Source organism: Rhodopseudomonas palustris (assembly GCF_003031265.1).
GTDB lineage: Bacteria > Pseudomonadota > Alphaproteobacteria > Rhizobiales > Xanthobacteraceae > Rhodopseudomonas > Rhodopseudomonas palustris_H.
Genome location: NZ_CP019966.1, coordinates 3,628,653 through 3,655,535 on the forward strand (window position 1 = coordinate 3,628,653; position 26,883 = coordinate 3,655,535).

Sequence of the window (26,883 nt, forward strand, 5' to 3'; positions counted from 1 at the left end):
GGTGGCAGCGGAGCCGAAGTCTTGGAGAGCGGGTCCAATAGGGTCAACCGCTCCTTTTGTCTAAGGAGCGTCGATCAGTTCGCCGCGAAGGTAATTGCTCCCGCAGTTGACAGAACTAATCGTCAGTTTGTCGTGACAACTGGTCACAGTAACTATTGTGCATATCGATCAGAAAGCGTCGGCAGATCAGTCACTGCAGCGTTGTCACAACTGTCACATATCGCGCTGCACCAAATAACAACTCGGACGTCTCCGCATCCGCGTCCGCCAATTTATGTGACGTTTGGTCGCTCAAGCGCGCCTTGGACTATGCACGCCCGCGACATCATGTCCGATACCGCACAGTTCTGAGTGTGAGGATCGTTTAGAATTTACCGAACCAGGTCGGCACATTCTCAGCACCGCCGAGACTGGCGGCATCGCCATACAGCCCCGCGAGAAAGGTCGCGCGATGGCTGGCGTTGGCAGTCGGGATTCCCACAGCCTGGTGACCGCCGGCCGACAGCGCCCGATACACCATCGCCGGATGCAGCGCTTCGTCGGCAAGCCCATAGTGAAACCGGATCGGCGAATCGTAGCGCCAATACGAAGCCCGATTGGCTGCGAGGTGACGCACGAAGGCGCTGTTGCGATCGTCGGTGGCGCGCTCGAAGAAGCCCGGCACCAACAGATCGGAGCCGGTCGGGAACGGCTGCTGCGGATCGGCCACGACCTTGTAGTCTTCCAAGTACTTGCGGGCCATCGCCCGGTATTCGGGGCGGATGGCGCTGTCGAGCAGACCGCTGAGGCGATAGTTCAGCTCGTAACTGCCCAGCGCAACGATCATGCACAGCGAGATCCAGTTCGGCAGCGCCGGATAGGACGTCGTGCCGGCCGGCAGCGCGAAGCTTTGCGCGCCGGCCCAGTAGCTCCAGGCTTCGTTCAGATCGTTGAAGGGGCTGGCGACCGCCGTGGCAGCAATGGGTCGCGACCGGCGGCGCAGCGCCTGATGAAGCCATTGGGTGTTGAGCGCGCCCTGCGACCAGCCGTGCAGGAAGAGTTTCGACGGCTTCAGGCCAAGCGACGCCATCGCCACCTCGCCCGCCGCCAGCATGTCGAGACAGGTCTGGACGCTGACGCCTTTGACTGCGTAGCCCTCCCCTCGGCCGTTGCGGAATGGCCCCTTGCCGACATAGTCGGCGGCGATCACCGCATAGCCGCGCGCCGCGAACCGCTGCACGTTGAACAGCGTCTCCAGCGAATCCGCCGCATCGCTGAGCTGGTACGCCGGATCGGCCAGCTTGGTCAGGTTCGACGGCACCTGATCGAACGACAGGATGGTGCCGTGCTGCCACGACAGCAGCGGCAGTTCGCCGGTCTTGCCGGCCGGCACCGCCAACAGCCCGCTGACCTTCAGCCGCTCTCCGGTCTCGGGAACGCGGGTCGTGGTCACGATCCGGTGTAGATCGACGTCAACCTGCGCGCTCGCGGTGGCGGCATCGAAGGCAGGCAGGATCGCCGGAGCGTTGAACAGCGGGAACGCCTTGGCGACCTCGGCGTCGAGCCGCGCGGCGCTGACCCGCGCCGACATGTCAATCCCGGATCGCAGGAAGGAGCGCCGCACCGCCGCCTGTGCCGGGCTGAAGCCGAGCGCAGCGGCGCCGGCGGTAGCCGCGGCACCGAACACCAGAGACCGACGCTGCCGGTCGATCCCGCCTGAGGCTGCCTCTGACTGAGCAGGAACTGACAGGTGTTTCAAAAGCGCCGGCATATGGAGGGCCTCGGATCGCAAGCAAGGACGAATCGACGATCGGGCCAGTGTAGCGCGCGCCAGTGACCCAGCATGCAGAGCGCAAAGAAAACGCCGCACGGGAAACGCCTCAATCGAGGCGATCCGGCGCGGCGCGGATGGTGCGTGGCAGCCTGCCGCCGCGTCAGCTGACGCGACGTTCGCGGCTCTCCCAATACGGCTGGCGCAGTTCACGCTTGAGGATCTTGCCGGCACCGGACAGCGGCAGCGGCGTCTCGGTGATCTCCACACTGCGCGGGCACTTGTAGCCGGCGATCAACGCCTTGCAGTGGGCGATCAGCTCTTCCGCCGTTACGGTGGCGCCGGCCTTGGTGACCACCACCGCGTGAACCTGCTCGCCCCACGCCTCGTGCGGAATGCCGATCACCGCGCATTGCGCCACCGCCGGATGCTGCGCCACTGCGTTCTCGACCTCGACCGAGTACACGTTCTCACCGCCGGAGATGATCATGTCCTTGACCCGGTCAACGACGTAAACGAAGCCGTGGTCGTCCATGTAGCCGCCGTCGCCGGTGTGCATCCAGCCCCCAGCGAGCGAGCGCGCGGTCTCCTCCGGCCGCTCCCAATAGCCCATCATCATGTTGTCGCCGCGCACGCAGATCTCGCCGACCGTCCCATAAGGCACGGTGCGATCCTCGGCATCGACGATCCGCACTTCGCAACCCAGCGTGGCCCGGCCGGCGGCGCGCTGCCGCCCCTTGGCCTTGCCCTCGCCGATGTGCTCCTTCCAATGCAGCAGCGTCGCGATCGGCGACAGCTCGGTCATGCCGTAGGCCTGGGTAAACTGCACCTTCGGCAGCGCCGCCGAAGCGCGGGCCAGCACGGCCTCGCTGATCGGCGAGGCGCCGTACACGATGTTCTTCAGCGACGACAGGTCGTAATTCTTCAGCGCCGGATGATCGACGAACATCTGGATCATGGTCGGCACCAGCAGTACGTCGGTAACCCGCTCGTTCTGCATCGCTTGCATCACGCCCTCCGGCGTGAACGACGGGATCATCACGTTGGAGCCGCCCGACAGCAGCAGCGAATACATCGCGGCGCCGTTGGCGAGGTGGAACATCGGCGCGGCGTGCAGATAGACAGACGTCCCGGGAAACAGCCCCTCGCCCAGCGCATTGAGTGCGTTCGCCATCAGATTGCCGTGGCTCAGCATCACGCCCTTGGAGCGGCCCGTGGTGCCGCCAGTGTAGAAGATGCCGGCGAGATCCTCGGCCTTGCGCATCGCATCCGGAATCGGCGCGTGAGTGGCGATCAGATCCTCATAGCTCTGCATGCCGGCCGGCACGTCGCCTTCGTCGGCATAGATCAGCACCATCGACGGGATCGCCTGCGCCAATGCGGCACCAGTCGCGGCGAACGCCTTGTCGACCACCAGCGCCACCGCGCGACAGTCGCGCAGCGCGTCTTCGTTCTCCAGCGCGCTCCAGCGGATGTTCAGCGGCACGATCACGCCGCCGCACCAGCCGGCAGCGAGATACATTTCGAGATAGCGATCCGAATTCAGCGACAGGATGGCAACGCGTTCGCCCTCGCCGACACCGCTGGCACGCAAGCCGGCAGCGAGCCGCGCGACGCGGTCGCCGACCTCGCGCCAGTTACGTCGGCGGCCGGCGCAGACGGTGGCCAGCCCTTCCGGGTTGATCTGCAGCGCGCGGCGCAGGCCGTGGGTGATGTTCATGATGTCCTCCCTTGGGTCGTTTCCTGTTGTTGTTGCCGTCGGGCGCCTGAAGGGCGCTCTTCTTCTTGGTTGATCGGGTGGCGAGCCCCTCGGTGAGGCGCATCGCGAATTCGTCGGCGATCGCCTCCGGCGACAGCGCGCCGTCGCGCTGATACCAGTGGCCGATCCAGTTCAGCGATCCGGCGATCGCGAACGCGGTAAGCTTCGGATCGCACGACTTGATCGATCCGTCGGCGACGCCCTCCGCGATGAAGCGGCGGAACGTCTGGTCGATGCCGCGCTTGGCGGCGCGCACCGTCTTCTCGTTGTCCGGCGACAGATCGCGCGGATTGAACCGCACCATGCTGGCACCGAACTCCGTGGCCATCGTTGCGGCATAGGCGCGCACCAGCGCGCGCAGCTTGCCGAGTCCGTCGTCACCGGACCGGCTGATGTCCGCAATGATCTCGTCGACCTGCTCCTGACCGAGCGCCCAACACTCGAACAGAATCTCCTCCTTGCTGCGGAAGTAATTGTACAGCGCCGGCTTGGTGATGTTCAGCCGCTCCGCCACTTCGTTGAGCGTGGCGCGATGATAGCCCTGTTCGAGGAACAGATGCACCGCCGTTCGCAGCACCGCCTCGCGCTTTTCGTCGCGGGCGCGGCGGCGGCTCTCGAACGGCATCCAGGGTGATCGGTCGTCGGCGGTATGTCCGCTCATCACAAATTCCGCAGGCAGCAATTTGGCAAGTAACTGATCCGGCGCCGATCGATTGACTCGCCAGCAGCTCGCATATATTACTCGTGGGTAATAAAAAGTCCAATGGGTAAGTTTAGGGAGAGAACAATGGCGTCACCCGTCCACGTCGCCGGCGTCGGCATGATCCCGTTCGTCAAGCCGGGCGCGAACGAGCCGTATCACCTGATGGGCGCCGAAGCGGCGCGGCTGGCCTTGCGCGACGCCGGCCTCGGCTACGATGCGATCCAGCAGGCCTTCGTCGGTTACGTCTATGGCGACTCCACCTGCGGTCAGCGCGCGCTGTACCAGGTCGGCATGACCGGCATCCCGATCGTCAACGTCAACAACAACTGCTCGACGGGCTCGACGGCCCTCTATCTGGCGCGACAGGCGATTGCTTCCGGCGCTGCCGACTGTGTGCTGGCGCTCGGCTTCGAGCAGATGAAGCCCGGCGCGCTCGGCTCGGTGTTCGTCGATCGCCCCAGCGCGTTCGAGGACTTCGACGCCGCCGCCGATCAGTTGATCGACGCCCCCGGCGTGCCGCTGGCACTGCGCTATTTCGGCGGCGCCGGCCTCAGCCACATGCAGAAATACGGCACGCCGCTGTCGTCCTTCGCCAAGGTCCGCGCCAAGGCCAGCCGTCACGCGGCGAAGAATCCGCTGGCGCTGTTCCGCAAGGAGGTCTCGGCCGACGACGTGCTCAATGACCAGGTGATCTGGCCGGGCGTGATGACCCGACTGATGGCCTGTCCCCCCACCTGCGGCGGCGCCGCCGCGGTGCTGGTGTCCGAAGACTTCGCCAAGAAGCACGGCCTCCGCACCGACGTTCGCATCGCCGCGCAAGCGATGACGACCGATACGGCGTCGACCTTCGAGGCGCACGACATGATGCGCGTGGTCGGCTACGACATGGCGCGCGCTGCGGCCACCAAGGTGTACGAAGATGCCGGCGTCGGGCCGGATGACATCGACGTCGTCGAGCTGCACGACTGTTTCGCCCACAACGAGCTGATCACCTACGAGGCGCTCGGGCTGTGCCCCGAAGGCGGGGCCGAGAAGTTCATCGCCGACGGCGACAACACCTATGGCGGAAAGTTCGTCACCAATCCGTCGGGCGGGCTGCTGTCGAAGGGCCATCCGCTCGGCGCCACCGGCCTGGCGCAATGCTACGAGCTGACCCGGCAGCTCCGCGGCACCGCGGAGGCGACCCAAGTCGACGGCGCCAAGCGCGCGCTGCAGCACAATCTCGGTCTCGGCGGCGCCTGTGTGGTGACACTGTACGAGCGCGCGTGAGGCAACTCTGATGGTCGATCAATCCGCTGTCGGTCGCCGGTTCACGCCGGTGACTGCCCATGTCGAAGCAGGACGACTGCGCTACTTCCTCGACACCCTCGGCGAGACCAATCCGGTTTATCGCGACGCCGCTGCGGCCAAGGCCGAAGGCTTCGCGGCGCCGCCGATCCCGCCGACCTATCTGTTTTGCCTCGAGATGCTCGACAACGAAAACCCGTTCGAGTTTCTCACCGCGCTTCAGATCGATCTCGGCCGGGTGCTGCACGGCGAACAGAGCTTCACCTACCACGCCCCAGTGATGGTCGGCGACACGTTGACGTTCAGCCCCCAGGTGACCAGCGTCACCGACAAGAAGGGCGGCGCGATGACGCTGATCGGCGTCGAAACCGCCGTCACCAATCAGCACGGCGTCCACGTTGCCGACACGACGCGGACCATCGTGGTGCGTAACGGATGACCGACACGATGGACATGACCACCTCCCCCGCGGTCGGCGACCGCATCGTCCACAAGCGCTTCCCCGCGATCAACCGCCACCGGCTGGCGCTGTATTGCGGCGCCTCCGGCGACCACAATCCGATCCACGTCGATATCGACTTCGCCAAGGCGTCGGGCTTTCCGGACGTATTCACCCACGGCATGCTAGTGATGGGCTATCTCGGCCAGGCGCTCAGCGACGCGGTGCCGCCGGGCCGGATCCGCAGCTTTTCGACGCGATTTGCGGCGATCACCCAGCTCGGTGCCGAGATCACCTGCGAAGGCCAGGTCACTGAGCTGATCGAGGCCGGCGGCGAGCGCCGCGCCCGACTCGCCCTGACCGCCCGCGACCAGACCGGCGAGATCAAGCTCGCCGGCGAAGCGATCATCGCCGTTTAGCACTACTCATCCGTCATGGCCGGGCTTGTCCCGGCCATCCACGTCTTTGCTGTCGTTGCCCGCCGTAAGGCGTGGATGCCCGGGACGAGCCCGGGCATGACGACCCACTAATAACTGCGTGTGCGTTCAACAATTTGAAGGACATCTCATGGGCAAACTGCAAGGCAAGGTGGCGCTGGTCACCGGATCGGGCCGCGGCATCGGCCGCGCCATCGCGCTGAAGCTCGCATCCGAAGGCGCGCGCGTCGTCGTCAACGATCTCGACGCCGAACCGGGCGACGCCGTCGCTGCCGAGATCAAGGCGATGGGCAGCGACGCGATCGCGATCAATGGCAGCGTTTCGGAAGCCGGCTTCGCCGATCGCTTCGTCGGCGCTGCGGTGGAGACGTTCGGCGGCCTCGACATCATCGTCAACAACGCCGGCTACACCTGGGACTCGACGATCCAGAAGATGACCGACGAGCAATTCCAGGCGATGCTCGACGTGCATCTGGTGGCGCCGTTCCGCATCCTGCGCGCGGCCGCCGAGCCGATCCGGATCTTCGCCAAGAAGGAAGCCGAGGCCGGTCAGGAGGTGTTCCGGAAAGTCGTCAACATCTCGTCGATCGCCGGGCTCTACGGCAATGCCGGCCAGGCCAGCTACTCGTCGGCGAAGGCCTCGCTGGTCGGACTGACCCGCACGCTGTGCAAGGAATGGGGCCGCTACAAGGTCAACGTCAATTGCGTCGCGTTCGGCCTGATCAACACCCGCCTCACCCAGCCGATCGAAGCGCAGCAGAAAACCATCGACGTCGCCGGTCGCGACATCAAGGTCGGCGTGCAGCCGCAGATGCTGGACGCGATGGCGCGGATGATCCCGCTCGGGCGCGGCGGCACGCCGGAGGAAGCGGCTGACGCGGTGTATCTGTTCTGCAGCCCGGAATCCAACTACGTCAGCGGCCAAGTGCTGGTCTGCGGCGGCGGCTTGATCCTGTAAGCGGACATACGGCGATGACTGTGGTTTTGTCGGAGCGGCGCGGCGCCGTCGCGGTGCTGACGCTGAACAACCCGGCGCAATACAACGCGATGCGCCGCGGCCTGCTCAGCGAGCTCGGCGCGGCATTGAACGCGGCGCTCAAAGACGACGCGGTGCGCGCCATCCTGCTCACCGGTGCCGGCAAAGGCTTCTGCGCCGGTGCGGCGCTCGGCAGCGAGACCTTCAACGCCGGCGCCGACGTCGCGCCGTGGATGCGCGCCGAACTCAGCCCGGTGCTGGAGGCGATGCGCGGTGCCGCGAAGCCGATCGTCGTCGCCGTCAACGGCCCCGCGGCCGGCGCCGGTGTCGGGCTGGCACTCGCAGGCGACATCGTTCTGGCGGCGCGCTCGGCCAAATTCGTGCTGAGCTTCGTCAAGCTCGGCGCCGCACTCGATGCCGGCACCTCGCTGTTCGTACAGCGCGCGATCGGCGTGGCGCGTGCGCGCGCCCTGGCGCTGCTCGGCCGTCCGCTGTCCGCCGAACAGGCCGAACAATCCGGCCTGATCTTCCAGGCCGTCGACGATGAGCGCCTGATGGATGAGGCGATGGCCATCGCCGAGCAACTCGCGGCCGGCCCGCCGATCGGCATCGGCCTGATCAAGCGCCAGATCGAAGCGGCATGGAGCGCCCCGCTCGCCGAGGTGCTGGACGACGAAGCCGAACAGCAGGGCCGTGCCTTCGTCACCGCCGACCTGCGCGAAGGCGCAGCCGCCTTCGTCGAGAAACGCGCGCCGAACTTCACCGGCCGCTGACGGCGCAGTGCCGAGGCTGTAGCGGGTCAACGGCCGCAGAGCTGGTCGCGGCTTGTGCCATCCGTTTGATGGAGGTGATCCAAGCCTAAACTTCGCTCTTGCTGGGGTGGAGCGCGGACGGAGGCATTTTCAATGAACCGTCCGCGTAGGCTTTACTGATCTTTAACGACCAGGATTTTCGAGCATCACAGGCGCTGGACAACCAGAGCGCGATTAGTACAGCCTCCCTTTCCCGTACCCAGGCGAAGGGATTACAACGATGTTATTCCCTAGAGGTCTCCTCCTGAACGCCGCCGTCATCGCAGTCGCGCTGAGCGTACCAGGCCAGTCACCGGCCGCCGACGACATCTCCAAACTGCCCCGCCAACGCATCGATCTGGTCGCGCCGCCGTTCGTCCACTCACATCAGCAGGCCACGACCGACGGCCCCAAAGTCGTCGAGTTCAAGCTGGTGGTGCATGAGAAGGAACTGGTGATCGACGACGAGGGCACGAAAATTCAAGCCATGACATTCAACGGCTCCATCCCGGGCCCGCTGATGGTCGTGCATCAGGACGACTACGTCGAACTGACGCTCATCAATCCTGCCCCCAACACCATGCCTCACAACATCGACCTGCACGCCGCGACGGGCGCGCTGGGTGGCGGCGCGCTGACGCTGATCAATCCTGGCGAGCAGGTCGTCCTGCGCTTCAAGGCCGATCGCCCGGGCGTTTTCGTCTATCACTGCGCGCCCGGCGGCACGATGATCCCCTGGCACGTCGTGTCCGGCATGAATGGCGCGATCATGGTGCTGCCCCGCGACGGCCTGAAGGACGGCGCGGGAAAGCCGCTTCGTTACGACCGCATCTACTATGTCGGCGAACAGGATTTCTATGTCCCGAAGGACGACAAGGGGAACTACAAGACCTACGGATCGCCCGCCGAGGCATATTTCGACACCCGTGAGGTGATGCGCAAACTCATCCCGACACACGAAGTATTCAATGGTCGCGTCGGCGCGCTCACCGGCAAGAACGCGATGACGGCCAAGGTCGGCGAGTCGGTGTTGATCATCCATTCCCAGGCGAATCGCGACACCCGCCCGCATTTGATCGGCGGACATGGCGACTACGTTTGGGAAACCGGCAAGTTTTCAAATCCGCCGGAAACCAATCTTGAAACCTGGTTCGTCCGTGGTGGGTCCGCCGCTGCTGCCCTCTACACCTTCAAGCAGCCGGGCATCTACGCATACCTCAATCACAATCTGATCGAAGGGGTCGAGCTGGGCGCCAGCGCCAATTTCAACGTCGAAGGCAAGTGGAACGACGACCTGATGCAACAGGTAAAGGCGCCGGCGCCGATCCCGGCAGGATCCAGTAACTAGCCTTCTTCAACAGACCCCTGACGTCGCGTTCAATCGATCACGATCCAGGCGGGCGCGTGATCGCTCGCCTGCGGTGCCGCCCGCACCTTGCGATCGACACCGGCCCGCTTCAGCCGCACCGCCAGCGACGGATCGAGCAGCAAGTGATCGATCCGCAAGCCCGCGTCGCGCTCGAACCGGTTTCGCCAGTACGACCAGAACGTATAGGGCGCGTCGTCCGGATGGCAGTGCCGTAGTGCATCGGTCCAACCCTGGCGCAGCAGCGCCGCGAACAGCTTGCGCGCCGCCGGCTGCACCAGCGCGTCCTTGTCCCATGACTTGGTCGGGTAGATATCGGCCGGCGTCGGCACCACGTTGAAATCGCCCGCCAGCACCACCGGCGCCCCGCTCTTCAGCAGTGTCGCCGCATGGCGGTTCAGTCGCTTCAGCCAGGCGAGCTTATCGTCGAATTTCGGTCCGGGCTGCGGATTGCCGTTCGGCGCGTACAGGCAGCCGACGATGATACCGGCGACCGCCGCCTCGATGTAGCGGCTCTGCTTGTCGTGCGGCGCGCCGGGCAACCGCCGCCGCGTCACCACAATCTCGCGGCGGGCGAGGATCGCGACGCCATTCCAGCTTTTCTGCCCGACCCACGCCGCCGCATAGCCGGCCTTGCGCAGTGCCGCGTCAGGAAACTCGGCGTCAGCCGCCTTCAGCTCCTGCAGGCAGACGATGTCCGGCCGCGCCGCCTTCAGCCACGCCAGCAGTTGCGGCAGCCGCTTGTTGACGTTGTTGACGTTGAAGGTCGCGATCTTCACGCCGCTCCGCACCCGCTCGCCTGCCGCGCCTCAGCAGGTCCACGGCGTGAGCAACGCCAGCGCTGCCGGATTGATCCGCGACGGCGCGGGCCTGCGCCCGATTTGCGCCCTGGACGTCCGGCTGCCCAGCAAGAGTCAAACGGAGACCCTGGTCCGAGGACCGTAAGCCTCAACAATATCTATCAAATTTTGATCGGAGACTGGAGCGGGTGAAGGGAATCGAACCCTCGTATTCAGCTTGGAAGGCTGCTGCTCTACCATTGAGCTACACCCGCGATGCAGCCCCCGTAACACGTTCGCCCGGGGCTCTCAACTCCCCTCGCCGGCGCGCCACCAACTTCTGTCGTCCGATTGCCCGACAGTTCGCCGGACCGCTGCCCGCCCCGTCTTGCCCCGGCCCAGCGGCCCCGCGCCCCCGGGCGCTTGCCACGCGACGGAACAGAATCGGCCGTCCCCTGTTCTCCGGTCGAGCCGCGGGACGCGGACCATTTGGGCGGAGGCGACGATGGGATTTTTCAGCAAGGACATTCAGACGATGGAGGACCTGCTGCTGCACGGCCTCCGCGACATCTATTACGCCGAGCAGCAGATCACCAAGGCGCTGCCGAAGATGATCGAACAGGCCACCAACCGCGACCTGTCGCAGGGCCTGAAGGCGCATCTGGAAGAGACCCAGAAGCAGATCGAACGGCTCGACCAGGTGTTCAAGAAGCTCGGCGAGACGCCATCGGGCGTGAACTGCCCGGCGATCGACGGCCTGATCAAAGAATCCGACGAGACCGCCGGCGAGATCGCCGACAAGACCGTGCTCGACGCAGCGATCGTCGCCAACGCGCAGGCGGTCGAGCACTACGAGATCGCCCGCTACGGCACCCTGATCGCGTGGGCCGAGGAGCTCGGCCACGACGACATCGTGCGTTTCCTCACCACCAATCTGAACGAGGAAAAGGCCGCCAACACCAAGCTCAACACCGTGGCGCTCCGCAAGGGCGTCAATCGTAAAGCCGCAAGCTGAAAGGAAATAATCGCATGAACCGGACCGCACTCGTTCTCGGCTGTCTGCTGGTCGCCACCCCGGCGCTGGCGCAATCGGTCACCGAGAAGACCGGCATCAATTCGGTGCTCGGCGTATCGCCGTCCACGGCGGATTTCGTCAAGCAGGTGGCGATCAGCGACATGTTCGAGATCCAGTCGAACCAGCTCGCCGAACGCAAGGGCAACGCCGCCGAACAGGCGTTCGCCAAGCAGATGATCGCCGATCACACCAAGACCTCCAGCGAGCTGAAGGCGATGGTGTCGGACGGCAAGGTCAAGGCAGAGCTGCCGACTGCCCTCGACTCCGCCCATCAGAGCAAGCTCGACAAGCTGAAGAACGCCAACGGCGCCGAATTCAGCGAGACCTTCGACGAGCAGCAGGTCACCGCCCACAAGGACGCCGTCTCGCTGTTTGAGCGTTACTCCAAGGGCGGCGACAATGACGCCCTGAAGAAGTGGGCCGGCACCACGCTGCCGAAGCTGCAGCACCATCTCGAGATGGCCCAGCAGCTCGAGCGCGACCGCACCAACACCACCTCGCAGTCGTCCAAGTCCGCAAAGTAACACGGAAAGAAATAAGAACGTCGGCCCGGCAGTTCGTGCTGCCGGGCCACAACGACGGACCGGCCCCCGCGGGGCCCGACCTGATGCACACGGGCGGGCGCCGTTCTTCCGGACCTTGGAACCGGATTCCGGCTTCCCGCATTGTCGGTGAAGATCGTTTTGGGGGACCGTATCAAATGACGACACGATCAGCTTTTTTCCGTTTCGACCGGGCGCTTTGCGCCGGCGCCGCCTCTCTCATCACGGAGGCCGGGCGATGACCGACGCCACCGAGACGCTCGAGCCGCCGGCGAAAATCACCGCCCCCGAAACGCCGACCAAGCCCGAAGGTCCGCCGCCCTATCAGGTGGTCAACGACTCCTCCACCGCTCGTGAAGGCCTGCCCTTCCCACTCGGCTCGTGCTGGGACGGCAATGGCACCAACTTCGCGCTGTTCTCGGCCAACGCCACCAAGGTGGAAGTCTGCCTGTTCGACGGCGACACAGAGCGGCGGATCGAGCTGCCCGAATACACCGACGAGGTGTTTCACGGTTACATCCCCGATGTCGGCCCCGGCACCTTCTACGGCTATCGCGTGTATGGCCCGTACGAGCCGGAAAACGGCCACCGCTTCAATCCCAACAAGCTGCTGCTCGATCCTTATGCGCGCGCCCACGCCGGCTCGCTGACTTGGGATCCGGCCGTGTTCGGCTATGTGATGGAGAGCGGTGACGACACCACCTTCGACGAGCGCGACAGCGCCCGGTTCGTGCCGAAATGCGTGGTGGTCGATCCCGACTTCGACTGGAAGGGCGAACCCGGCCGCAAATTCGTACCGTGGGACCAGGCCATCATCTACGAAACCCACGTCAAGGGTTTTACCAAGCTGCATCCGGAGGTGCCCGAGCATCTGCGCGGCACCTACGCCGGCCTCGGCACCAAACCGGTGGTCGATTACATCTCGTCGCTCGGCATCACCGCTGTCGAGCTGCTGCCGATCCACACCTTCGTCAATGACAGCTATCTGCTCGACAAGGACCTGGTGAATTATTGGGGCTACAACACCATCGGCTTCTTCGCGCCAGATCCACGCTACGCCGCCGACGTGCCCAACAGCTTGCGCGAGTTCAAAGAGATGGTGGCGCGGCTGCATGATGTCGGCCTCGCGGTGATCCTCGACGTGGTTTACAACCACACCGCCGAGGGCAACGAGCTCGGCCCGACGCTGTCGTTCAAGGGCATCGACAACGCCAGCTATTACCGGCTGCTGCCGGAGCAGAAGCGCTACTACATCAACGACACCGGCACCGGTAACACCGTCAATCTCACGCATCCGCGCGTGATCCAGATGGTCAATGACAGCCTGCGCTACTGGGCCGGAGAAATGCACATCGATGGCTTCCGGTTCGATCTCGGGACGATCCTGGCGCGCGAGCATTACGGCTTCGACGAACAGAGCGGCTTTCTGAAAGCCGTAATGCAGGACCCGCTGCTCGCCTCGGTGAAGTTGATCGCTGAGCCGTGGGACTGCGGCCCCGGCGGCTATCAGGTCGGCGGCTTCCCGCCGGGCTGGGCGGAATGGAACGACAAATTCCGCGACACCGTGCGCGATTATTGGCGCGGCGAAGCTCCGGCTGCGGCGCTGGCCCCGCGGCTGTCGGCGTCCGGCGACGTGTTCAACCGCCAGGGCCGGCGCGCCTGGGCGAGCGTGAACTTCATCACCGCGCATGACGGCTTCACCCTGAATGACTGGGCGAGCTACAACGACAAGCACAACGAGGCCAATGGCGAGGACAATCGCGATGGCCACTCCGACAACCGCTCGTGGAATTGCGGCGTGGAGGGCCCTACCGACGATGAGACTATCCTCGCCCTTCGCGAACGCCAGAAGCGCAACATGCTGGCGACATTGCTGCTCGCGCAAGGCACGCCGATGCTGCTCGCCGGCGACGAGTTTGGCCGCACCCAGAACGGCAACAACAACGCCTACTGCCAGGACAATGAAATCTCCTGGGTGCATTGGGACCATGATGAGGCCGCGCAGCATCTGCGCGCCTTTACCCAACGGCTACTGGAATTGCGCCGGACCTACCCGACGCTGCGGCGCAGCCGGTTTCTCACCGGGCAATACGACGAGGCGCTCGAGGTTCGGGACGTCACCTGGATCAACGCCAATGGCGGCGAGATGCAGCAGGAGCATTGGGACGATCCCAACGTCAAATGCTTCGGCATGCTGCTCGACGGCCGCGCCCCAACCACCGGCATCCGCCGGCACGGCGAGGATGCCACCGTGCTGCTGGTGATGAACAGCTTCGACGGTGTCGTCGAATTCACCCTGCCGGAGGTGCCGCACGGCTCGAAGTGGTCGCTGCTGATCGACACCAACCTGCCGAGCGGCATTCCAGACGAGCAGTTCGCTTGCGGCGAGGTTTATCAAGTGACCGCGCGGTCCGTTCTGCTGTTCGGACTGACCGAATAAGCTGCAGCACGCCGGCCATTTCATCGCCGGCGTGCTGCCACTAATTTGCGCAACCGTCGACACACCTGATCGGGAACACCAGGTTCGGTCCGCGATTGAGAACACAACACAGGGCCGATCGCATCGGCCCTTTCTCGATCAGCAACGGAGCTTTGCAGGTGATCATTCGCGCCGGATACAACATCGCTTTCCACTGCTTCCAGGAAACGCCGATCAATCTGCTGCTCAGCGTGCATCCGTCGCGCGCCCAGCACGTCATCGGCGAGCACGTCATCCGGTTTTCGCCGGACGTGCCCGCGCACGACTTCACCGACATGTTCGGCAACGTCTGCACCCGGATCGTCGCGCCCTCCGGCCGCATCGATATCAGCAATGACTTCCTGATCGAGGACTCCGGGCTGCCCGACGAGGCTGCACCCGGCGCCCGTCAAATCCCCGTCGCCGAACTGCCCGATGAGGTGATGGTGTATCTGCTCGGCAGCCGCTATTGCGACACCGACAAACTGTCGAACCTCGCCTGGTCACTGTTCGGCGGCATCACCTCGGGCTGGGAGCTCGTGCAGGCGATCGTCGATTACGTCCACAATCGCATCACCTTCGGCTATCAGTTCGCCCGCAACGACCGCACCGCCTCCGAAGGTCACGCCGAACAGACCGGCGTCTGCCGCGACTTCGCGCATCTTGCGGTCGCCCTGTGCCGCTGCATGAACATTCCGGCGCGCTATTGCACAGGCTATCTCGGAGACATCGGCGTGCCGCAGGATCCGGCACCGATGGACTTCTCCGCGTGGTTCGAAGTCTATCTCGACGGTCGCTGGTACACCTTCGACGCGAGGCACAATACCCCGCGGATTGGCCGCATCGTCATCGCTCGCGGCCGCGACGCCGCCGACGTTGCGATCTCCACCTCGTTCGGCACCGCGAACCTGCTGAACTTCGAAGTGATCACCCATGAGGTGACCGATCAGGCCGCGGCGACAGCGGCCCCACTGCCAAAGGTGGCGTGAGGCCATTCGGCGCGACGTCTAGGAGCCTCACTCTCAGTCATTGCGAGCGCAGCGAAGCAATCCAGGCTCCTCCTCGGAGCGTCCGGATTGTTTCGTCGCTTCGCTCCTAGCAATGACGCAAAATTGGCACTCCTCACAACGGCAAAAGCGGCCGAGCTTGCACCCGACCGCCTGAGACACAGAACCTCTTCTAATTTCGAACGATGCCGTTCAGTTCGTGATCACGCCGAGATTGGTTTCCGAACCTTCGTTGCCCGGCACGGTGATCCGCACCTCGTGGCCGAATTTGATCGCGTTGGACGCCGCGGCGCAGGCGGCCTCGAACGCCGCTTCCTTGCTGGAATAGGCGCCGGTCGGGTCGTCGTCGTGGCGGATACCCCAGCGGTTGTCGCTGCCGATGATGTCGTAATAAGCCTTTCCCATCGTTCACCTCCAATTGCTGCAACAATCGGCGGCGCGGGCATTCGTTCCGATTAGTCGCACAGTCGGCGCCTCAGGTGCGCCGACGCTGCGAGATGTCGGTGACCTTCACGATGACGGTCCGGCTGCGCCCGTCGCGCTCGACCGTCAGTTTAACGTCGCTGCCGATCCCGGCCTCTTCCAGGGCCGCGGCGAGATCCGACATGCTGTGGATCGGCGCGCTGTTCGCCCCCGTGATGACATCGCGGACGTAACCGTCGTCGGTCGCACCTTCCAGGCCGGCTTTCGCGGCCGGCGAATCCGGCAGCGTGCGCAGGATCACCACCCCGTCGATCCCAAGCTGCGCGGTCTCGGTCTCGCGAGCTGCGACGATGCCGATGCCCGGCACCGGCACGCTGCCGTTGGTGATCAGTGCGGTGACGACGCGATTGACCGCATCGACCGGGATCGCAAAGCCGATGCCGGCCGAAGCGCCGGAGCCGGAAATGATCGCAGTGTTGATGCCGATCAGCCGGCCGGCGCTGTCGAGCAACGGGCCGCCGGAATTGCCGGGATTGATCGCCGCGTCGGTCTGGATCACGCCGCGCACCTCGTGGGCCGCTGCGGTCGGCAGCCGCCGCCGCAATGCGCTGACGATGCCGGTGGTGAGCGTCTGTTCGAGACCGTAGGGATTGCCGATTGCGTAGGTCGCCTGCCCGACCTGCAGATCGTCCGAGCTGCCGATCGCGATCGGGCGCAGCGGCGTGTGCGGCCGCTCGAGCTGCAGCACCGCGAGGTCGTAGTTCGGCGCCGTCCCCACCACCCGCGCGGTGACGAACTCGCCCGAGGCCAGCCGGACGCCGAGCTGACTGGCGTTCTGGATGACATGATTGTTGGTGACGACATGGCCGGCGGCGTCCCAGATCACGCCGGAGCCGGACTGCACCGGCGCTTCCTGCTGCGCGAAGAACGGCGATACCTTTTGGCTGCTTTGCGCGAACACGTGCACCACCGAGGGCGACACCTGCTTGAACAGCTCGACTGTCGCCTTCTCGGCCGGCGCCAGCTCACCGCGCGCCGTGACGGTCCGCGGGCCCGTTGCCGAGAACCACAGCGCGCTGAGATAAGGCTGCGCCACCCAGAACGTCGCCAGCACCAGCAGCCAGACGATCGCGATCCGCAGCAGGCGGTCGGTGCGTTGTGCCCGGCGGATCTGGGCCTGCTCGCGGGCCAGTGGATCAAGCCCCGGCGGACGCGGGGGCGGCGGAGCATGCGGCGGCAACGTGGTCATGCGGCGTGTCTCGAACGATGACGCTTACGGGAGCTGCGGCAAGCCAGGTTCCGCTTGCCGGCCAGCGCTAATGCATCAGGTTCCGGCGGGTTCCACCAATTGGTTCGGCGCTCCGTCGCGGCGCTCCAAGGTGCCGATGGTTAAGAGGAGATAAACAGCTGCTGCCGCAAGGTGCTGGATTACTTTGAGTCCATCATCGCCGCCGGCGCTGGCGCAGCGTCGGCGTGGCTTCTATATCTCGCTGGTTCCCGCTTCGGATCTTCGGCTTTCCGATCGATCCCAACCCGAGTGGATCGACATGACAGGCTCGTTGTCCAACATGATGGTGGTGATCTCGGTCTGGGCGCTGCCGCTCCTGATCGCGATTACGTTCCACGAAGCTGCCCACGCTTATGTGGCCAAGCTGTGCGGCGACAACACCGCCTGGATGCTCGGCCGGGTCAGCTTCAACCCGATCAAGCACATCGATCCGTTCGGCACCGTGCTGCTGCCGCTGTTGCTGCTGGTGATGCAATCGCCGTTCCTGTTCGGCTACGCCAAGCCTGTGCCGGTGAACTTCCGCAATCTGCGCAATCCGCGCCGCGACATGGTGCTGGTTGCTGCGGCCGGTCCGGCGATCAATCTCATTCTCGCGGCAGTCGCTGCGCTGGCGTTTCACGTCGTCGGCTATGTGCCCGGTGAAGCCGGCCAGTGGCTGGCGCAGAACCTCGTCAATGCGCTCTTGATCAACGTGGTGCTGGCGATCTTCAACCTGCTGCCGATCCCGCCACTCGACGGCGGCCGGATCGCCGTCGGCATCCTGCCGCGGGTGCTGGCTCATCCGCTGGCCCGGGTGGAGCCCTACGGCATGCTGATCCTGCTCGGGCTGATCTTCATCCTGCCGCTGGCCGGCATCGGCATTGCCACGCAGTTCATCGCGCAATCGAGCCAGTTCGTCGTGCAGGCGATCCTGCGCCTCACCGGCGCGGCCTGACGAAGGCCGCCTCAAAAGGCGGTGAGACCGGCAGCGCCGCATCCCCCGCTGTCGCCCCGCGCTGCAACGTTTGCTCCAAGCCATCGTTGATCCCGCACTTGCACCGTCGCCCCCGCGACGGCGCGCGCAAACACGGGTCATCGACATGAATGTGAGCGAATTCGTCTGGCAGCGAGTGGCCGAGTGGGGCCTGCGGCGGGTCTACGGCTATCCGGGAGATGGTGTCGGCGGTCTCGACGTCGCGCTGGAGAAAGCCAAGGACCGCATCGAATACGTCCAGGTCCGCCACGAAGAGATGGCCGCGTTCATGGCGTCGGCGCATGCCAAGTTCACCAGCGAGGTCGGGCTGTGCTACGCGACCTCAGGGCCGGGCGCGATCCACCTGCTCAACGGCCTGTACGATGCCAAGATGGATCACGTGCCGGTGGTGGCACTGCTCGGCCAGCAGGCGCGCAGTGCGATCGGGGCTGACTATCAGCAGGAAGTCGACCTGCAGACGCTGTTCGACGAAGTCAGCGAATATGTCGCGACCGCCAGCGTCCCGTCGCAGGTGCGCCATCTGATCGACCGCGCAGTGCGGATCGCCCACGACAAGCGCGGCGTCGCCTGCGTGATCCTGCCGAACGATCTGCAGGGCCTCGACTACGAAGACCCGCCGATGGCGCACGGCGCCACCCACACCGGCATCGGCCACGCCTACCCGGCGCAGGTGCCCGATGAAGCCGGCCTGAAGGCCGCCGCGCAGGTGCTGAACGCCGGCAGCAAGGTGGCGATCCTGGTCGGCGCCGGGTCGCTCGACGCCACCGACGAGGTGATTGCGGTGGCCGAGCGGCTGCAGGCCGGCGTCGCCAAGGCACTGCTCGGGAAGGCCGCCCTGCCCGATGACCTACCGTTCGTCACCGGCTCGATCGGCCTGCTGGGCACCCGACCGAGCTGGGACCTGATGAAGGGCTGTGACACGCTGCTAATGGTCGGCTCGTCGTTTCCTTACAGCGAATTCCTGCCAAAGCCAGGCGACGCCCGCGGTGTTCAGATCGACATCGACGGCCGCCGCCTCAGCCTGCGCTATCCGATGGAGGTCAACCTGATCGGCGACAGCGCCAGGACGCTGCGTGCCCTATTGCCGCTGCTGAACCAGAAGGACGAGACCTCGTGGCGGCGCGGCATCGTGCGCGGTGTGGCTTCGTGGTGGAAGACGCTGGAGAACCGCGCGCTGCAGAGCGCCGAACCGCTCAATCCGCAGCGGGTGTTCTGGGAGCTTTCGCCGCGGCTGCCCGACAACGCCATCGTCACCGCAGATTCAGGATCGGTGGCGAACTGGTACGCGCGCGACCTGAAGATGCGTCGCGGCATGAAGGGATCGCTATCCGGCGGCCTCGCCTCGCTCGGCGCCGGTACGCCCTACGCGGTCGCGGCCAAGATGGCCTATCCGGACCGCACGGTGATCGCCTGCATGGGCGACGGCGCAATGCAGATGAACGGCCTCAACGAGATGATCACCATCGCCAAATATTGGAAGCAGTGGTCGGACCCGCGGCTGATCGTGCTGGTGCTGAACAACCGCGACCTCAATCAGGTGACCTGGGAGGAGCGCATCCAGCTCGGCGCCGGCAAGACCGAGTCCACCCAGAGCATTCCCGACTTCCCCTACCACCGCTACGCCGAACTGATCGGGCTGAAGGGCATCTTCGTCGACAACCCCGACCGCGTCGGCGCGGCTTGGGACGAGGCTTTGTCGGCCGACCGCCCGGTGATCCTGGAAGCCTACACCGACCCCAACGTCCCGCCGCTGCCGCCCCACATCACGCTGAAAGACGCCAAGAACTTCATGACCATGATGGGCAGCGAACCCGAACTCGGCAGCGTCCTCACCAACAGCGCCAAGGAGCTGCTGGCGAGCGTCTTAGCAGGGAAAGGATGAAGGCATTGAGGGCAATGACCGGGCGCGCGCGACTCGCCCGTCCCGGCGTAGGCACGCTGTCTCTCGGCCGCTTGACCGATCCCAGCGGGGCTAGTTCTTAGCTGCCCCGTTGAAATACTTGGGCCGGATCGAACTCACCAATCGGCCCCCAGACGGCGCGGACACATCGTCATCCCGATGCAATCATCCCACGGGAATTACTCGGACGATTCCCCTCGCGACACTTTGCGCCGCCGCCGATTAGTTTACCATTGAATTACCAGAACTCATTACAGTGACACGGGACTGCGCTAAGGGGCTTGCTTCGAGACATTCAAGCGGGGGCTGGAATGATCGTTCTGCTGATAGTCGTCGGCCTTCTGGCCGCCCTTTTGTGGGCGTGCTGGTCTTCGGCTAGATCATACTACCAGCACGGGCGAATTAGGGGCATGGACGAAGCCGTCCGGCAGATCGTCCGGGGGATTGGCCGCCACTACGAGATGGCCGCCAGAGCAACCCCCGAGGGGGTCTCGAAAGCGATGGCCGACATCAAAGCGATGTTCAGCCAGCGTCCCCATCTGAAAGCCAAGGATATCGAGCGTTACCATCTTCAGCTCTCGATTCTGGCTGACGCCATCGGCGAAGCCTGCTGTTCGAAGGGCCAGGCGCAAGGCGTCGAGATGATGGCACCGGCCGAGGGCTACATCCGCGTCGACCTGTCGGTGATCGAACTCCTGCAGCTCAGCCGGCTGGCCCATTTGGGCTTCCTTCACATGATGCCCAACTATCGCGGTCTGGAAATCCAGCGCTTCAGCGATGAGCTCGATGCACAGGAGGGCACCAGGTCGATCTACAAGCTGGAATCCGCGATCCCGCTGAATGAGCGTCCGTTTACTGATCTTATCACGCACTATAAAGGACGTGAGCAGCTGATCTCTGATTGGTGGCAGCCGACTCCGGCCGACCGTGTCGGATATGTCAGAGGCCTCGGCTCGCTCGTGGCTCTGGCTCCGGCAACCGCCTCCTCCTAGGGCGACGGTGACGGCTGACGCCGCCAACCTGCCCTGTCATATGGCAGTTTCCTGAACTCTGCAGACACCCTTTAGGCGTTCAGCGCCGCTGGCTTAGCCATGCATGGTCTTGCCGGGCGATCGGGCTCAGATCGTCTGGTTATACGCACCCACTTCTGGATGCTGGCGCAGCACGACGTTCACGGCCTCGAACATGTCGTGCATCCGCTGCTCCGACACCGGGCTCTCGACCACCACCACCAGCTCGGGCTTGTTGGACGAGGCGCGGACCAGGCCCCAGCTGCCGTCTTCGCAAGTCACGCGGACGCCGTTCACGGTGACGAGATCGCGGATCGGCTGGCCGGCGACCTTGTCGCCGTTGTTCTGCGCTTTTTCGAAGTGCTTCACGACCTCGTCGATCACGCGATACTTCACCTCGTCGGCGCAATGCGGCGACATCGTCGGCGACGACCAGGTCTTCGGCAGTGCGTCTTTCAGCTGCGACATCGACTTGCCGGGCGCGCGGTCGAGCATCTCGCAAATCGCGATCGCCGACACCAGGCCGTCGTCATAGCCGCGGCCGAGCGGCGCGTTGAAGAAAAAGTGGCCAGACTTCTCGAAGCCCGCCAGCGCCTTGCTCTCATTGGTGCGGCGCTTCATGTAAGAGTGGCCGGTCTTCCAATACTCGGTCTGGGCGCCCTGCTGTTGCAACACCGGATCGGTGGCGAACAGGCCGGTGGATTTGACATCGACGACGAAGCGCGCGTTCGGATGGATCGCCGACATGTCGCGCGCCAGCATCACGCCGACTTTGTCGGCGAAGATCTCCTCGCCGGTGTCGTCGACCACGCCGCAGCGGTCACCGTCACCGTCGAAGCCGAGCCCGAGATCGGCCTTGTGCTGCAGCACCGCGTCGCGGATCGCGTGCAGCATCTCCATGTCTTCGGGATTGGGATTGTACTTCGGGAAGGTGTGATCGAGCTCGGTGTCGAGTGGGATCACCTCGCAGCCGATCGCTTCCATCACCTGCGGGGCGAACGCGCCGGCGGTGCCGTTGCCGCAGGCGACCACCACCTTGAGCTTGCGCTTCAGCTTGGCATGCTTGGTGAGATCGCCGATGTAGCGGGCCGGGAAGTTCGGATGAAACACATACGAGCCGGCGCCCTGCTTGAACGCTGCGCCGAGCACGATCTCCTTCAGCCGATTCATCTCGTCGGGGCCGAAGGTCAGCGGCCGGTTGGCGCCCATCTTGACGCCGGTCCAGCCATTGTCGTTGTGCGAAGCGGTGACCATCGCAACGCACGGCACGTCGAGCTCGAACTGCGCGAAATACGCCATCGGCGTCACGGCCAGGCCGATGTCGTGCACCTTGCAGCCGGACGCCATCAGGCCGGCGATCAGCGCGTATTTGATCGAGGCCGAATAGCCGCGGAAGTCATGCCCGGTGACGATCTCTTGCGGCCGGCCGAGTTCGGCGATCAGCGTGCCGAGCCCCATGCCGAGCGCCTGCACCCCCATCAGGTTGATCTCCTGGCCGAACAGCCAGCGCGCGTCGTATTCGCGGAAGCCGGTGGGCTTCACCATCGGCTCGGATTCATAGGCGTAAGTGTTGGCCGTCAGAAGCGGCTGCGGCGTCGGGAACATGGCGGTCTTTCGCAACAAGGAGGGGCGCGGCGGGACGGCGATCGTCTTACGACCGACGATAGTCGTCGTCGAACCGGATGATGTCGTCTTCGCCCAGATAGCTGCCGGTCTGCACTTCGATCAGCTCGAGCGTGATCTTGCCCGGGTTCTCCAGCCGGTGAGTGGCACCGATCGGAATGTAGATCGACTCGTTCTCGTGGATGATCTTGATCAGTTCGTCGACCGTCACCTGGGCGGTGCCGCGCACCACGATCCAATGCTCGGAGCGGTGGTGATGCTTCTGCAGCGACAGCCGCTCGCCGGGCTTGACGATGATACGCTTGACCTGATGCCGGTCACCGGAATCCAGCGAACGATAGGAGCCCCACGGGCGATGGACCTGGGCGTGGTGGTCGGTGACCTCGGGCGCTACCGTCTTGACCTTGGCGACCAGCCGCTTCAGTCCATTGCCGTCCTTCTGCCGCGACACCAGCACCGCGTCCTGGGTCGCGACGACCACCAGATCATCAACGCCTTCGAGCGCGACCAGCGTGTGATCGCTGGACACGTGGCAATTGCGGGAATCTTCGAACACCGCGGGGCCTTGCGCGGCATTGCCGCCGCCATCCTTGGCGGTGAGCTCCCACACCGCGCGCCAGGATCCGACGTCCGACCAGCCGCAATCGACCGGCACCACCGCGGCGCGCTTGGTCTTCTCCATCACCGCGTAATCGATCGAGATCGGCTTGGCTTTGCCGAACGAGGCTTCCGGCAGCGTCACGAATCCGAGGTCGCGGCCGGCCGTCGTCACCGCCTCGGTGATGGTCGCAACGCTGTCCGGATCGACCGCATTGTATTCTTCGAGCAGGGCCGCCGCCGGGAACATGAAGTTGCCGCTGTTCCACAGATAGCCCGCCGCGACATAGCCTTCGGCGGTGGCGAGGTCCGGCTTCTCGACGAACTTGGCGACGTTGCGGACCTTGCCGACGATCGCATCGCCGGGAGAAATGTAGCCGTACTCGGTCGCGGGACGCTCCGGCTTCACCCCGAAGGTCACGATCCGGCCTTCGGCGACGCCGGCCAGGCCGTCGCGGCAGGCCGCGATGAAGGCGTCCTTGTCCCGCACCACGTGATCGGCCGCGAGCGCCAGCACGATCGCGCCCGGCTCACGCTGCTCGGCGAACGCTGCGCCCGCCACGATCGCGGGACCGGAGTCCCGCCGCGCCGGCTCGAGCAGGACGTCGGCTTCAATCCCGATCTCCGCGAGTTGGTCGCGGACCATGAAGCGGTAGGCGGTGTTGGTGATGATGATCGGCCGGCCGAAAAGCGTCGAGTCCGACACCCGCAGCAGCGTTTCCTGGAACGTCGAGCGCGGCCCGAACAGCGGCAGAAACTGCTTCGGACGCACCTCACGGGAGGCCGGCCATAGCCGCGTCCCGGCGCCACCGCACATGATCAGGGGGACACACCGAGGATCGTTCGCAGACTTCCCGACAGCGCTCATCGAAGACACCCAACTCTGATTACGATCTCTTTGTGGTTGCAACGAATTGTCGAGTCAACACGCCTCCCCCAGGATGACCGAACACGTCCACCTCGCGGCCCCACCGCCGCAGGTCCAGGAACGCCACAAGCCTCGATCCCGGATCTATTGGAGAGATCGCATCACGCTCAACCCGAAGATGCGGCCTCGCACAGATCGAAAGACTCAGCCCATGGCGTAACTCTCATCGTCTCTGTCAGGCGCGACGCGGCGTGGCGATCTCGGTCTCCGCCGGCGCGTGCGAGCCAGGACCGACGTCACGCATACCGCCGCCGTTGTAAACCACCACCACGCGCTCGGCCTCCTCGGGCGGGCTGGCGGGGACGGTTTCCTCCACCGAGGGCACGCGCTCCACCGCGGCCACTGGCGCACCTGAAACCTCATCCGCCAGCTGGGCCTCGGTCTTGTCGTTGATGTCTGCGGGCACCGGGATCGTCGCAACGATCGCCTGGTCGTTGGTGGGCGCCGGATATTCTTCCTTGGCTTTCCGTACAGGCAGGCCCCATCGTCGTCTTGCCGTTGGATTCGATGGCGCGCGGACCGTCTCGGGTGGCTCGAACCTCGGGAATATCGGGGTCACACGGTCGTCGGCATGAGCCGGCTCGATCGGCGCGACAGGCTCCGGCATCTTCCGATCGTGCTCCGGCTCGTCCTCAGCCAGCTTCCACGTCATCGACCGTGCGGCGACCCGCGCAGACTTAAGCTGCGACTGGACGTTGATCGCATACATGCTCGGCGGCGAGAAGAAGATCTTGGTGACCACCGGCACGATTTCGAGAAACACCACAAACAGCCGGATCATCCACGAGAACAGGGTGATCGCCTGGCCTTCCTGCGGATCGCTCTTCAAGGCCTGATAGGCGGTCAGCCGCACCAGCGGATCGTTGCTGTCCTTCCTCTGCTGGACGAACGCGCCTTCCAGAGTGCGTTCGCGATAGCGCTGAACCTTGGCCTCGCGCTGGCTTTCCAGCAGCTGCAGGTTGGCGCGCGCGGTGTCGACCTGCTTCTGGATCGCTACGCGTTTTGCGGCGAAGTCCTGCTTCTGATCGTCGCGTTGCGCGATGTCCGCCGCCAGCCGCGCGGCCGCGTCGTTCTTCACGCGCTCGCGCCGCGCAACGATGTCGGACAGCTCAGCCTGGCGCGACTGCAGCAGCGTCTCGGCAGCTTCCTTCTGCTTCTTGGCGAGTTCATAGCGTCTTCCGGCGCCGGCCCGCCCGCTATTCGTCGGGCGCAGCTTCTCTCCGAACTGCTCCGCGCTCATATCGAGAGACTGATCCCTGATCGTCGCTTCCAGCTCCCTGACCTCACCGCGGACGGTGGCTTCGCGTTCAGCCAGCGCCTTCAATTCGCGGTCGGCCTCGGGGTCCGCAGCGGCTGGACTATCGGAGGGAAGCGGCGCCTGCGCCAGCAGCTCCCGCTGATGCTGTTCGATGGCGGTCAATTGAGCGCGACTTTCCGCGATCTCGCGATCCAGCCCCGACGCATATTTGTCGATCTGCTCGTAGATCGGACGATTGCCCGCGACCCGATCCCGATCGATCTTCTGGGAGATGGCGTCGGAGAATAGCGCGAGCTCGAGAAACAGAGCGATGACCCAGGCCAGTCCGAGCGAGATGGCGAGGCGCGCCGTGATGCGGACGAACTGCCAAACCGAACGCCTCAGCCCCTCCCCGACCTTTTTCGACTGATCGTCGTCCAGCCAGAACGCGCCTTGCACGAACCAGTCTGACTGAAACAGCGCACGGTCGAACATCATCACGGTGAGCGCGATCACGACCGCAATCGAGGATCGAAGCGCGGTCGAGCCGACGATATAGCCGAGGGCGTAGTACGAGACGCCGAACACCACCAGGAACGACAGGCAGAGCGAGAAGCCGATCTGCATCGCCCAAATTCGGTCGGTTGGCGGACAGCGGGCGATCAGCTCCCGGTCGACGCCGGCAATGAAATAAAGCAATCGTTGGAGCATGGCTCACCCCTCTATGAACCAGATGCGGGCTGTTCACCGCCCACGCCCAGAGTGAGGATCGAACACCTTTTGGAGGCGGCCGGCAACAAACTGATTAGTCAACGGTTAACTGAGCCGGGAAAAAGCTGGTAAAAGAGCACTTCGCTCGCAGGCTGAGCGGTATCATCAGTTATTTCAACAAAGTGCGTTGACATATATGTCAACGTGCCGATGACCCGACTAATTCTTCGGCACAGGTACACGCGACCTCGACTCGCTCGACACTATCCACGCGACGAACCAGTCGCGATGACATGATCGGCATTCCGTGGGTCGGGTGGCGAAGACGAAGAGCTTATCGAGGAGCGGCCGTTTGCCGGCGGTCGGCGTTGAGCACGAAGAACAAGCCCCAGTACGTATCGTTCAGGTCCGGCCGCAGCGGCACCCGGCTTGCCCGCTCGTGGACCGACCATTTCGCAACAAACCGATATCCAATGGCTTCCATGCCCGCGCCCGCTGGGATCGATCATCAGCCGAGGCGCACAGCTCCGGGGTGGCGCTGACCCGGGGCGTCCAGGAGCTCGCGGCCGGCCCGAACGCTCGCCTCAGCCAGCGGTTGGTTGAGCCGTTTGTCTGCCGTCTGACGGCGATCATGCGGGCACTTAATCTATGATGAAGTGCTGAGATTCTTAGCCAATCCGGAAGGTATTTATTAACGTTATGCCTTCTCCAATGTGGATCGCGGCGCGCGCGCCCTGCCCTCGCCGGAGTTAACCTCGCACAATGATCTCGACGCCCAGCGAGCGCTCCGGGAATTGAAAATCGGTAGGGCAATGACCGGCAAA

At 64.6% G+C, this 26,883-nt stretch carries 22 protein-coding genes and 1 tRNA gene; 13 read left to right on the forward strand and 10 right to left on the reverse strand.

Features of this window, described 5'->3' with window-relative positions; translation table 11 throughout:
• Positions 1–364: 364 nt before the first annotated feature.
• The 3 genes from RPPS3_RS16925 to RPPS3_RS16935 form a co-directional block, all read right to left on the reverse strand.
• A complete protein-coding gene (locus RPPS3_RS16925) occupies positions 365–1,570 on the reverse strand; it encodes an alpha/beta hydrolase family protein (RefSeq protein ID WP_234819971.1) in 1,206 nt (401 codons plus the stop codon).
• A gap of 343 nt (positions 1,571–1,913) precedes the next feature.
• Positions 1,914–3,470: an acyl-CoA synthetase gene (locus tag RPPS3_RS16930; protein WP_107345108.1), complete on the reverse strand. Its 1,557-nt coding sequence runs from the start codon at positions 3,468–3,470 to the stop codon at positions 1,914–1,916.
• The gene (locus RPPS3_RS16935; protein WP_107346652.1) at positions 3,388–4,170 is read right to left on the reverse strand and encodes a TetR/AcrR family transcriptional regulator; all 783 of its coding nucleotides are present in this window, start codon (positions 4,168–4,170) and stop codon (positions 3,388–3,390) included. The genes RPPS3_RS16930 and RPPS3_RS16935 overlap by 83 nt, the downstream gene beginning before the upstream one ends.
• A gap of 126 nt (positions 4,171–4,296) precedes the next feature.
• Here RPPS3_RS16935 and RPPS3_RS16940 point away from each other — a divergent pair, with 126 nt between their 5' ends.
• The 6 genes from RPPS3_RS16940 to nirK all read left to right on the forward strand — a co-directional run bounded on the left by RPPS3_RS16940 (position 4,297) and on the right by nirK (position 9,490).
• Entirely contained in the window at positions 4,297–5,481 is a 1,185-nt protein-coding gene (locus tag RPPS3_RS16940; RefSeq protein WP_107345109.1) for a lipid-transfer protein, read from the forward strand.
• Positions 5,482–5,491: 10 nt separating this feature from the next.
• Positions 5,492–5,938 (forward strand): MaoC family dehydratase N-terminal domain-containing protein, encoded by a 447-nt coding sequence (locus RPPS3_RS16945; protein WP_107345110.1) that lies wholly within the window; start codon positions 5,492–5,494, stop codon positions 5,936–5,938.
• Positions 5,935–6,357 (forward strand): MaoC family dehydratase, encoded by a 423-nt coding sequence (locus tag RPPS3_RS16950; RefSeq protein ID WP_199852148.1) that lies wholly within the window; start codon positions 5,935–5,937, stop codon positions 6,355–6,357. Before RPPS3_RS16945 ends, RPPS3_RS16950 begins: the two co-directional genes overlap by 4 nt.
• Before the next feature lie 148 nt (positions 6,358–6,505).
• Positions 6,506–7,333, forward strand: coding sequence for an SDR family NAD(P)-dependent oxidoreductase (locus tag RPPS3_RS16960; protein WP_107345111.1), 828 nt, complete (start codon positions 6,506–6,508; stop codon positions 7,331–7,333).
• A 14-nt stretch (positions 7,334–7,347) separates the two neighbouring features.
• Positions 7,348–8,124 carry an enoyl-CoA hydratase-related protein gene (locus RPPS3_RS16965; protein WP_107345112.1) on the forward strand — a complete coding sequence of 259 codons (777 nt, stop codon included), beginning with the start codon at positions 7,348–7,350 and terminating at the stop codon, positions 8,122–8,124.
• A 259-nt stretch (positions 8,125–8,383) separates the two neighbouring features.
• On the forward strand, positions 8,384–9,490 hold the full coding sequence (gene nirK / locus RPPS3_RS16970) for a copper-containing nitrite reductase (RefSeq protein ID WP_107345113.1): 1,107 nt from the start codon (positions 8,384–8,386) through the stop codon (positions 9,488–9,490).
• 29 nt (positions 9,491–9,519) lie between these two features.
• Here nirK and RPPS3_RS16975 read toward each other — a convergent pair whose 3' ends face one another.
• Together RPPS3_RS16975 and RPPS3_RS16985 are read right to left on the reverse strand one after the other, a co-directional pair.
• Complete coding sequence (locus tag RPPS3_RS16975; protein WP_107345114.1) at positions 9,520–10,287, reverse strand: exodeoxyribonuclease III; 768 nt, start codon at positions 10,285–10,287, stop codon at positions 9,520–9,522.
• A 201-nt stretch (positions 10,288–10,488) separates the two neighbouring features.
• Positions 10,489–10,562 (reverse strand) — tRNA-Gly (locus RPPS3_RS16985).
• 230 nt (positions 10,563–10,792) lie between these two features.
• Between RPPS3_RS16985 and RPPS3_RS16990 the strand changes: the two genes are divergently transcribed.
• From RPPS3_RS16990 to RPPS3_RS17005, 4 genes are all read left to right on the forward strand, one after another.
• Positions 10,793–11,302 (forward strand): ferritin-like domain-containing protein, encoded by a 510-nt coding sequence (locus RPPS3_RS16990; RefSeq protein ID WP_107345116.1) that lies wholly within the window; start codon positions 10,793–10,795, stop codon positions 11,300–11,302.
• A 14-nt stretch (positions 11,303–11,316) separates the two neighbouring features.
• Positions 11,317–11,886 (forward strand): DUF4142 domain-containing protein, encoded by a 570-nt coding sequence (locus RPPS3_RS16995; protein ID WP_107345117.1) that lies wholly within the window; start codon positions 11,317–11,319, stop codon positions 11,884–11,886.
• A 256-nt stretch (positions 11,887–12,142) separates the two neighbouring features.
• Entirely contained in the window at positions 12,143–14,344 is a 2,202-nt protein-coding gene (gene glgX / locus RPPS3_RS17000; protein ID WP_107345118.1) for a glycogen debranching protein GlgX, read from the forward strand.
• 158 nt (positions 14,345–14,502) lie between these two features.
• On the forward strand, positions 14,503–15,351 hold the full coding sequence (locus RPPS3_RS17005; protein ID WP_107346654.1) for a transglutaminase-like domain-containing protein: 849 nt from the start codon (positions 14,503–14,505) through the stop codon (positions 15,349–15,351).
• A gap of 210 nt (positions 15,352–15,561) precedes the next feature.
• On the opposite strand, the gene RPPS3_RS17010 is transcribed toward RPPS3_RS17005, so the two are convergent.
• The gene (locus tag RPPS3_RS17010; RefSeq protein WP_107345119.1) at positions 15,562–15,774 is read right to left on the reverse strand and encodes a hypothetical protein; all 213 of its coding nucleotides are present in this window, start codon (positions 15,772–15,774) and stop codon (positions 15,562–15,564) included.
• Positions 15,775–15,844: 70 nt separating this feature from the next.
• Positions 15,845–17,041 carry a S1C family serine protease gene (locus RPPS3_RS17015; RefSeq protein ID WP_107345120.1) on the reverse strand — a complete coding sequence of 399 codons (1,197 nt, stop codon included), beginning with the start codon at positions 17,039–17,041 and terminating at the stop codon, positions 15,845–15,847.
• A 298-nt stretch (positions 17,042–17,339) separates the two neighbouring features.
• Here RPPS3_RS17015 and RPPS3_RS17020 point away from each other — a divergent pair, with 298 nt between their 5' ends.
• From RPPS3_RS17020 to RPPS3_RS17030, 3 genes are all read left to right on the forward strand, one after another.
• The gene (locus RPPS3_RS17020; RefSeq protein WP_107345121.1) at positions 17,340–18,014 is read left to right on the forward strand and encodes a site-2 protease family protein; all 675 of its coding nucleotides are present in this window, start codon (positions 17,340–17,342) and stop codon (positions 18,012–18,014) included.
• A gap of 145 nt (positions 18,015–18,159) precedes the next feature.
• The gene (locus tag RPPS3_RS17025) at positions 18,160–19,935 is read left to right on the forward strand and encodes a thiamine pyrophosphate-requiring protein (protein WP_107345122.1); all 1,776 of its coding nucleotides are present in this window, start codon (positions 18,160–18,162) and stop codon (positions 19,933–19,935) included.
• A gap of 428 nt (positions 19,936–20,363) precedes the next feature.
• Complete coding sequence (locus tag RPPS3_RS17030) at positions 20,364–20,945, forward strand: hypothetical protein (RefSeq protein ID WP_234819972.1); 582 nt, start codon at positions 20,364–20,366, stop codon at positions 20,943–20,945.
• A gap of 126 nt (positions 20,946–21,071) precedes the next feature.
• On the opposite strand, the gene RPPS3_RS17035 is transcribed toward RPPS3_RS17030, so the two are convergent.
• The 3 genes from RPPS3_RS17035 to RPPS3_RS17045 form a co-directional block, all read right to left on the reverse strand.
• Positions 21,072–22,568 (reverse strand): phosphomannomutase/phosphoglucomutase, encoded by a 1,497-nt coding sequence (locus RPPS3_RS17035; protein WP_107346655.1) that lies wholly within the window; start codon positions 22,566–22,568, stop codon positions 21,072–21,074.
• Positions 22,569–22,614: 46 nt separating this feature from the next.
• Entirely contained in the window at positions 22,615–24,051 is a 1,437-nt protein-coding gene (locus RPPS3_RS17040; RefSeq protein ID WP_107345124.1) for a mannose-1-phosphate guanylyltransferase/mannose-6-phosphate isomerase, read from the reverse strand.
• Between the two features lie 235 nt (positions 24,052–24,286).
• Complete coding sequence (locus tag RPPS3_RS17045) at positions 24,287–26,059, reverse strand: DUF4407 domain-containing protein (protein ID WP_107345125.1); 1,773 nt, start codon at positions 26,057–26,059, stop codon at positions 24,287–24,289.
• Positions 26,060–26,883 lie beyond the last annotated feature (824 nt).

Coding starts and splice junctions, on each gene's coding strand:
- RPPS3_RS16925 (WP_234819971.1), bottom strand. CDS start 1,570: ATGTCGGCGCGGGTCAGCGCCGCGCGGCTCGACGCCGAGGTCGCCAAG.
- RPPS3_RS17025 (WP_107345122.1), top strand. CDS start 18,160: ATGAATGTGAGCGAATTCGTCTGGCAGCGAGTGGCCGAGTGGGGCCTG.
- RPPS3_RS16950 (WP_199852148.1), top strand. CDS start 5,935: ATGACCGACACGATGGACATGACCACCTCCCCCGCGGTCGGCGACCGC.
- RPPS3_RS16960 (WP_107345111.1), top strand. CDS start 6,506: ATGGGCAAACTGCAAGGCAAGGTGGCGCTGGTCACCGGATCGGGCCGC.
- RPPS3_RS17020 (WP_107345121.1), top strand. CDS start 17,340: ATGACAGGCTCGTTGTCCAACATGATGGTGGTGATCTCGGTCTGGGCG.
- RPPS3_RS17040 (WP_107345124.1), bottom strand. CDS start 24,051: ATGAGCGCTGTCGGGAAGTCTGCGAACGATCCTCGGTGTGTCCCCCTG.
- RPPS3_RS17030 (WP_234819972.1), top strand. CDS start 20,364: ATGGACGAAGCCGTCCGGCAGATCGTCCGGGGGATTGGCCGCCACTAC.
- RPPS3_RS16930 (WP_107345108.1), bottom strand. CDS start 3,470: ATGAACATCACCCACGGCCTGCGCCGCGCGCTGCAGATCAACCCGGAA.
- RPPS3_RS16945 (WP_107345110.1), top strand. CDS start 5,492: ATGGTCGATCAATCCGCTGTCGGTCGCCGGTTCACGCCGGTGACTGCC.
- nirK (WP_107345113.1), top strand. CDS start 8,384: ATGTTATTCCCTAGAGGTCTCCTCCTGAACGCCGCCGTCATCGCAGTC.
- RPPS3_RS17035 (WP_107346655.1), bottom strand. CDS start 22,568: ATGTTCCCGACGCCGCAGCCGCTTCTGACGGCCAACACTTACGCCTAT.
- RPPS3_RS17045 (WP_107345125.1), bottom strand. CDS start 26,059: ATGCTCCAACGATTGCTTTATTTCATTGCCGGCGTCGACCGGGAGCTG.
- RPPS3_RS16935 (WP_107346652.1), bottom strand. CDS start 4,170: ATGAGCGGACATACCGCCGACGACCGATCACCCTGGATGCCGTTCGAG.
- RPPS3_RS17010 (WP_107345119.1), bottom strand. CDS start 15,774: ATGGGAAAGGCTTATTACGACATCATCGGCAGCGACAACCGCTGGGGT.
- RPPS3_RS16995 (WP_107345117.1), top strand. CDS start 11,317: ATGAACCGGACCGCACTCGTTCTCGGCTGTCTGCTGGTCGCCACCCCG.
- RPPS3_RS16965 (WP_107345112.1), top strand. CDS start 7,348: ATGACTGTGGTTTTGTCGGAGCGGCGCGGCGCCGTCGCGGTGCTGACG.
- RPPS3_RS16940 (WP_107345109.1), top strand. CDS start 4,297: ATGGCGTCACCCGTCCACGTCGCCGGCGTCGGCATGATCCCGTTCGTC.
- RPPS3_RS17015 (WP_107345120.1), bottom strand. CDS start 17,041: ATGACCACGTTGCCGCCGCATGCTCCGCCGCCCCCGCGTCCGCCGGGG.
- glgX (WP_107345118.1), top strand. CDS start 12,143: ATGACCGACGCCACCGAGACGCTCGAGCCGCCGGCGAAAATCACCGCC.
- RPPS3_RS16990 (WP_107345116.1), top strand. CDS start 10,793: ATGGGATTTTTCAGCAAGGACATTCAGACGATGGAGGACCTGCTGCTG.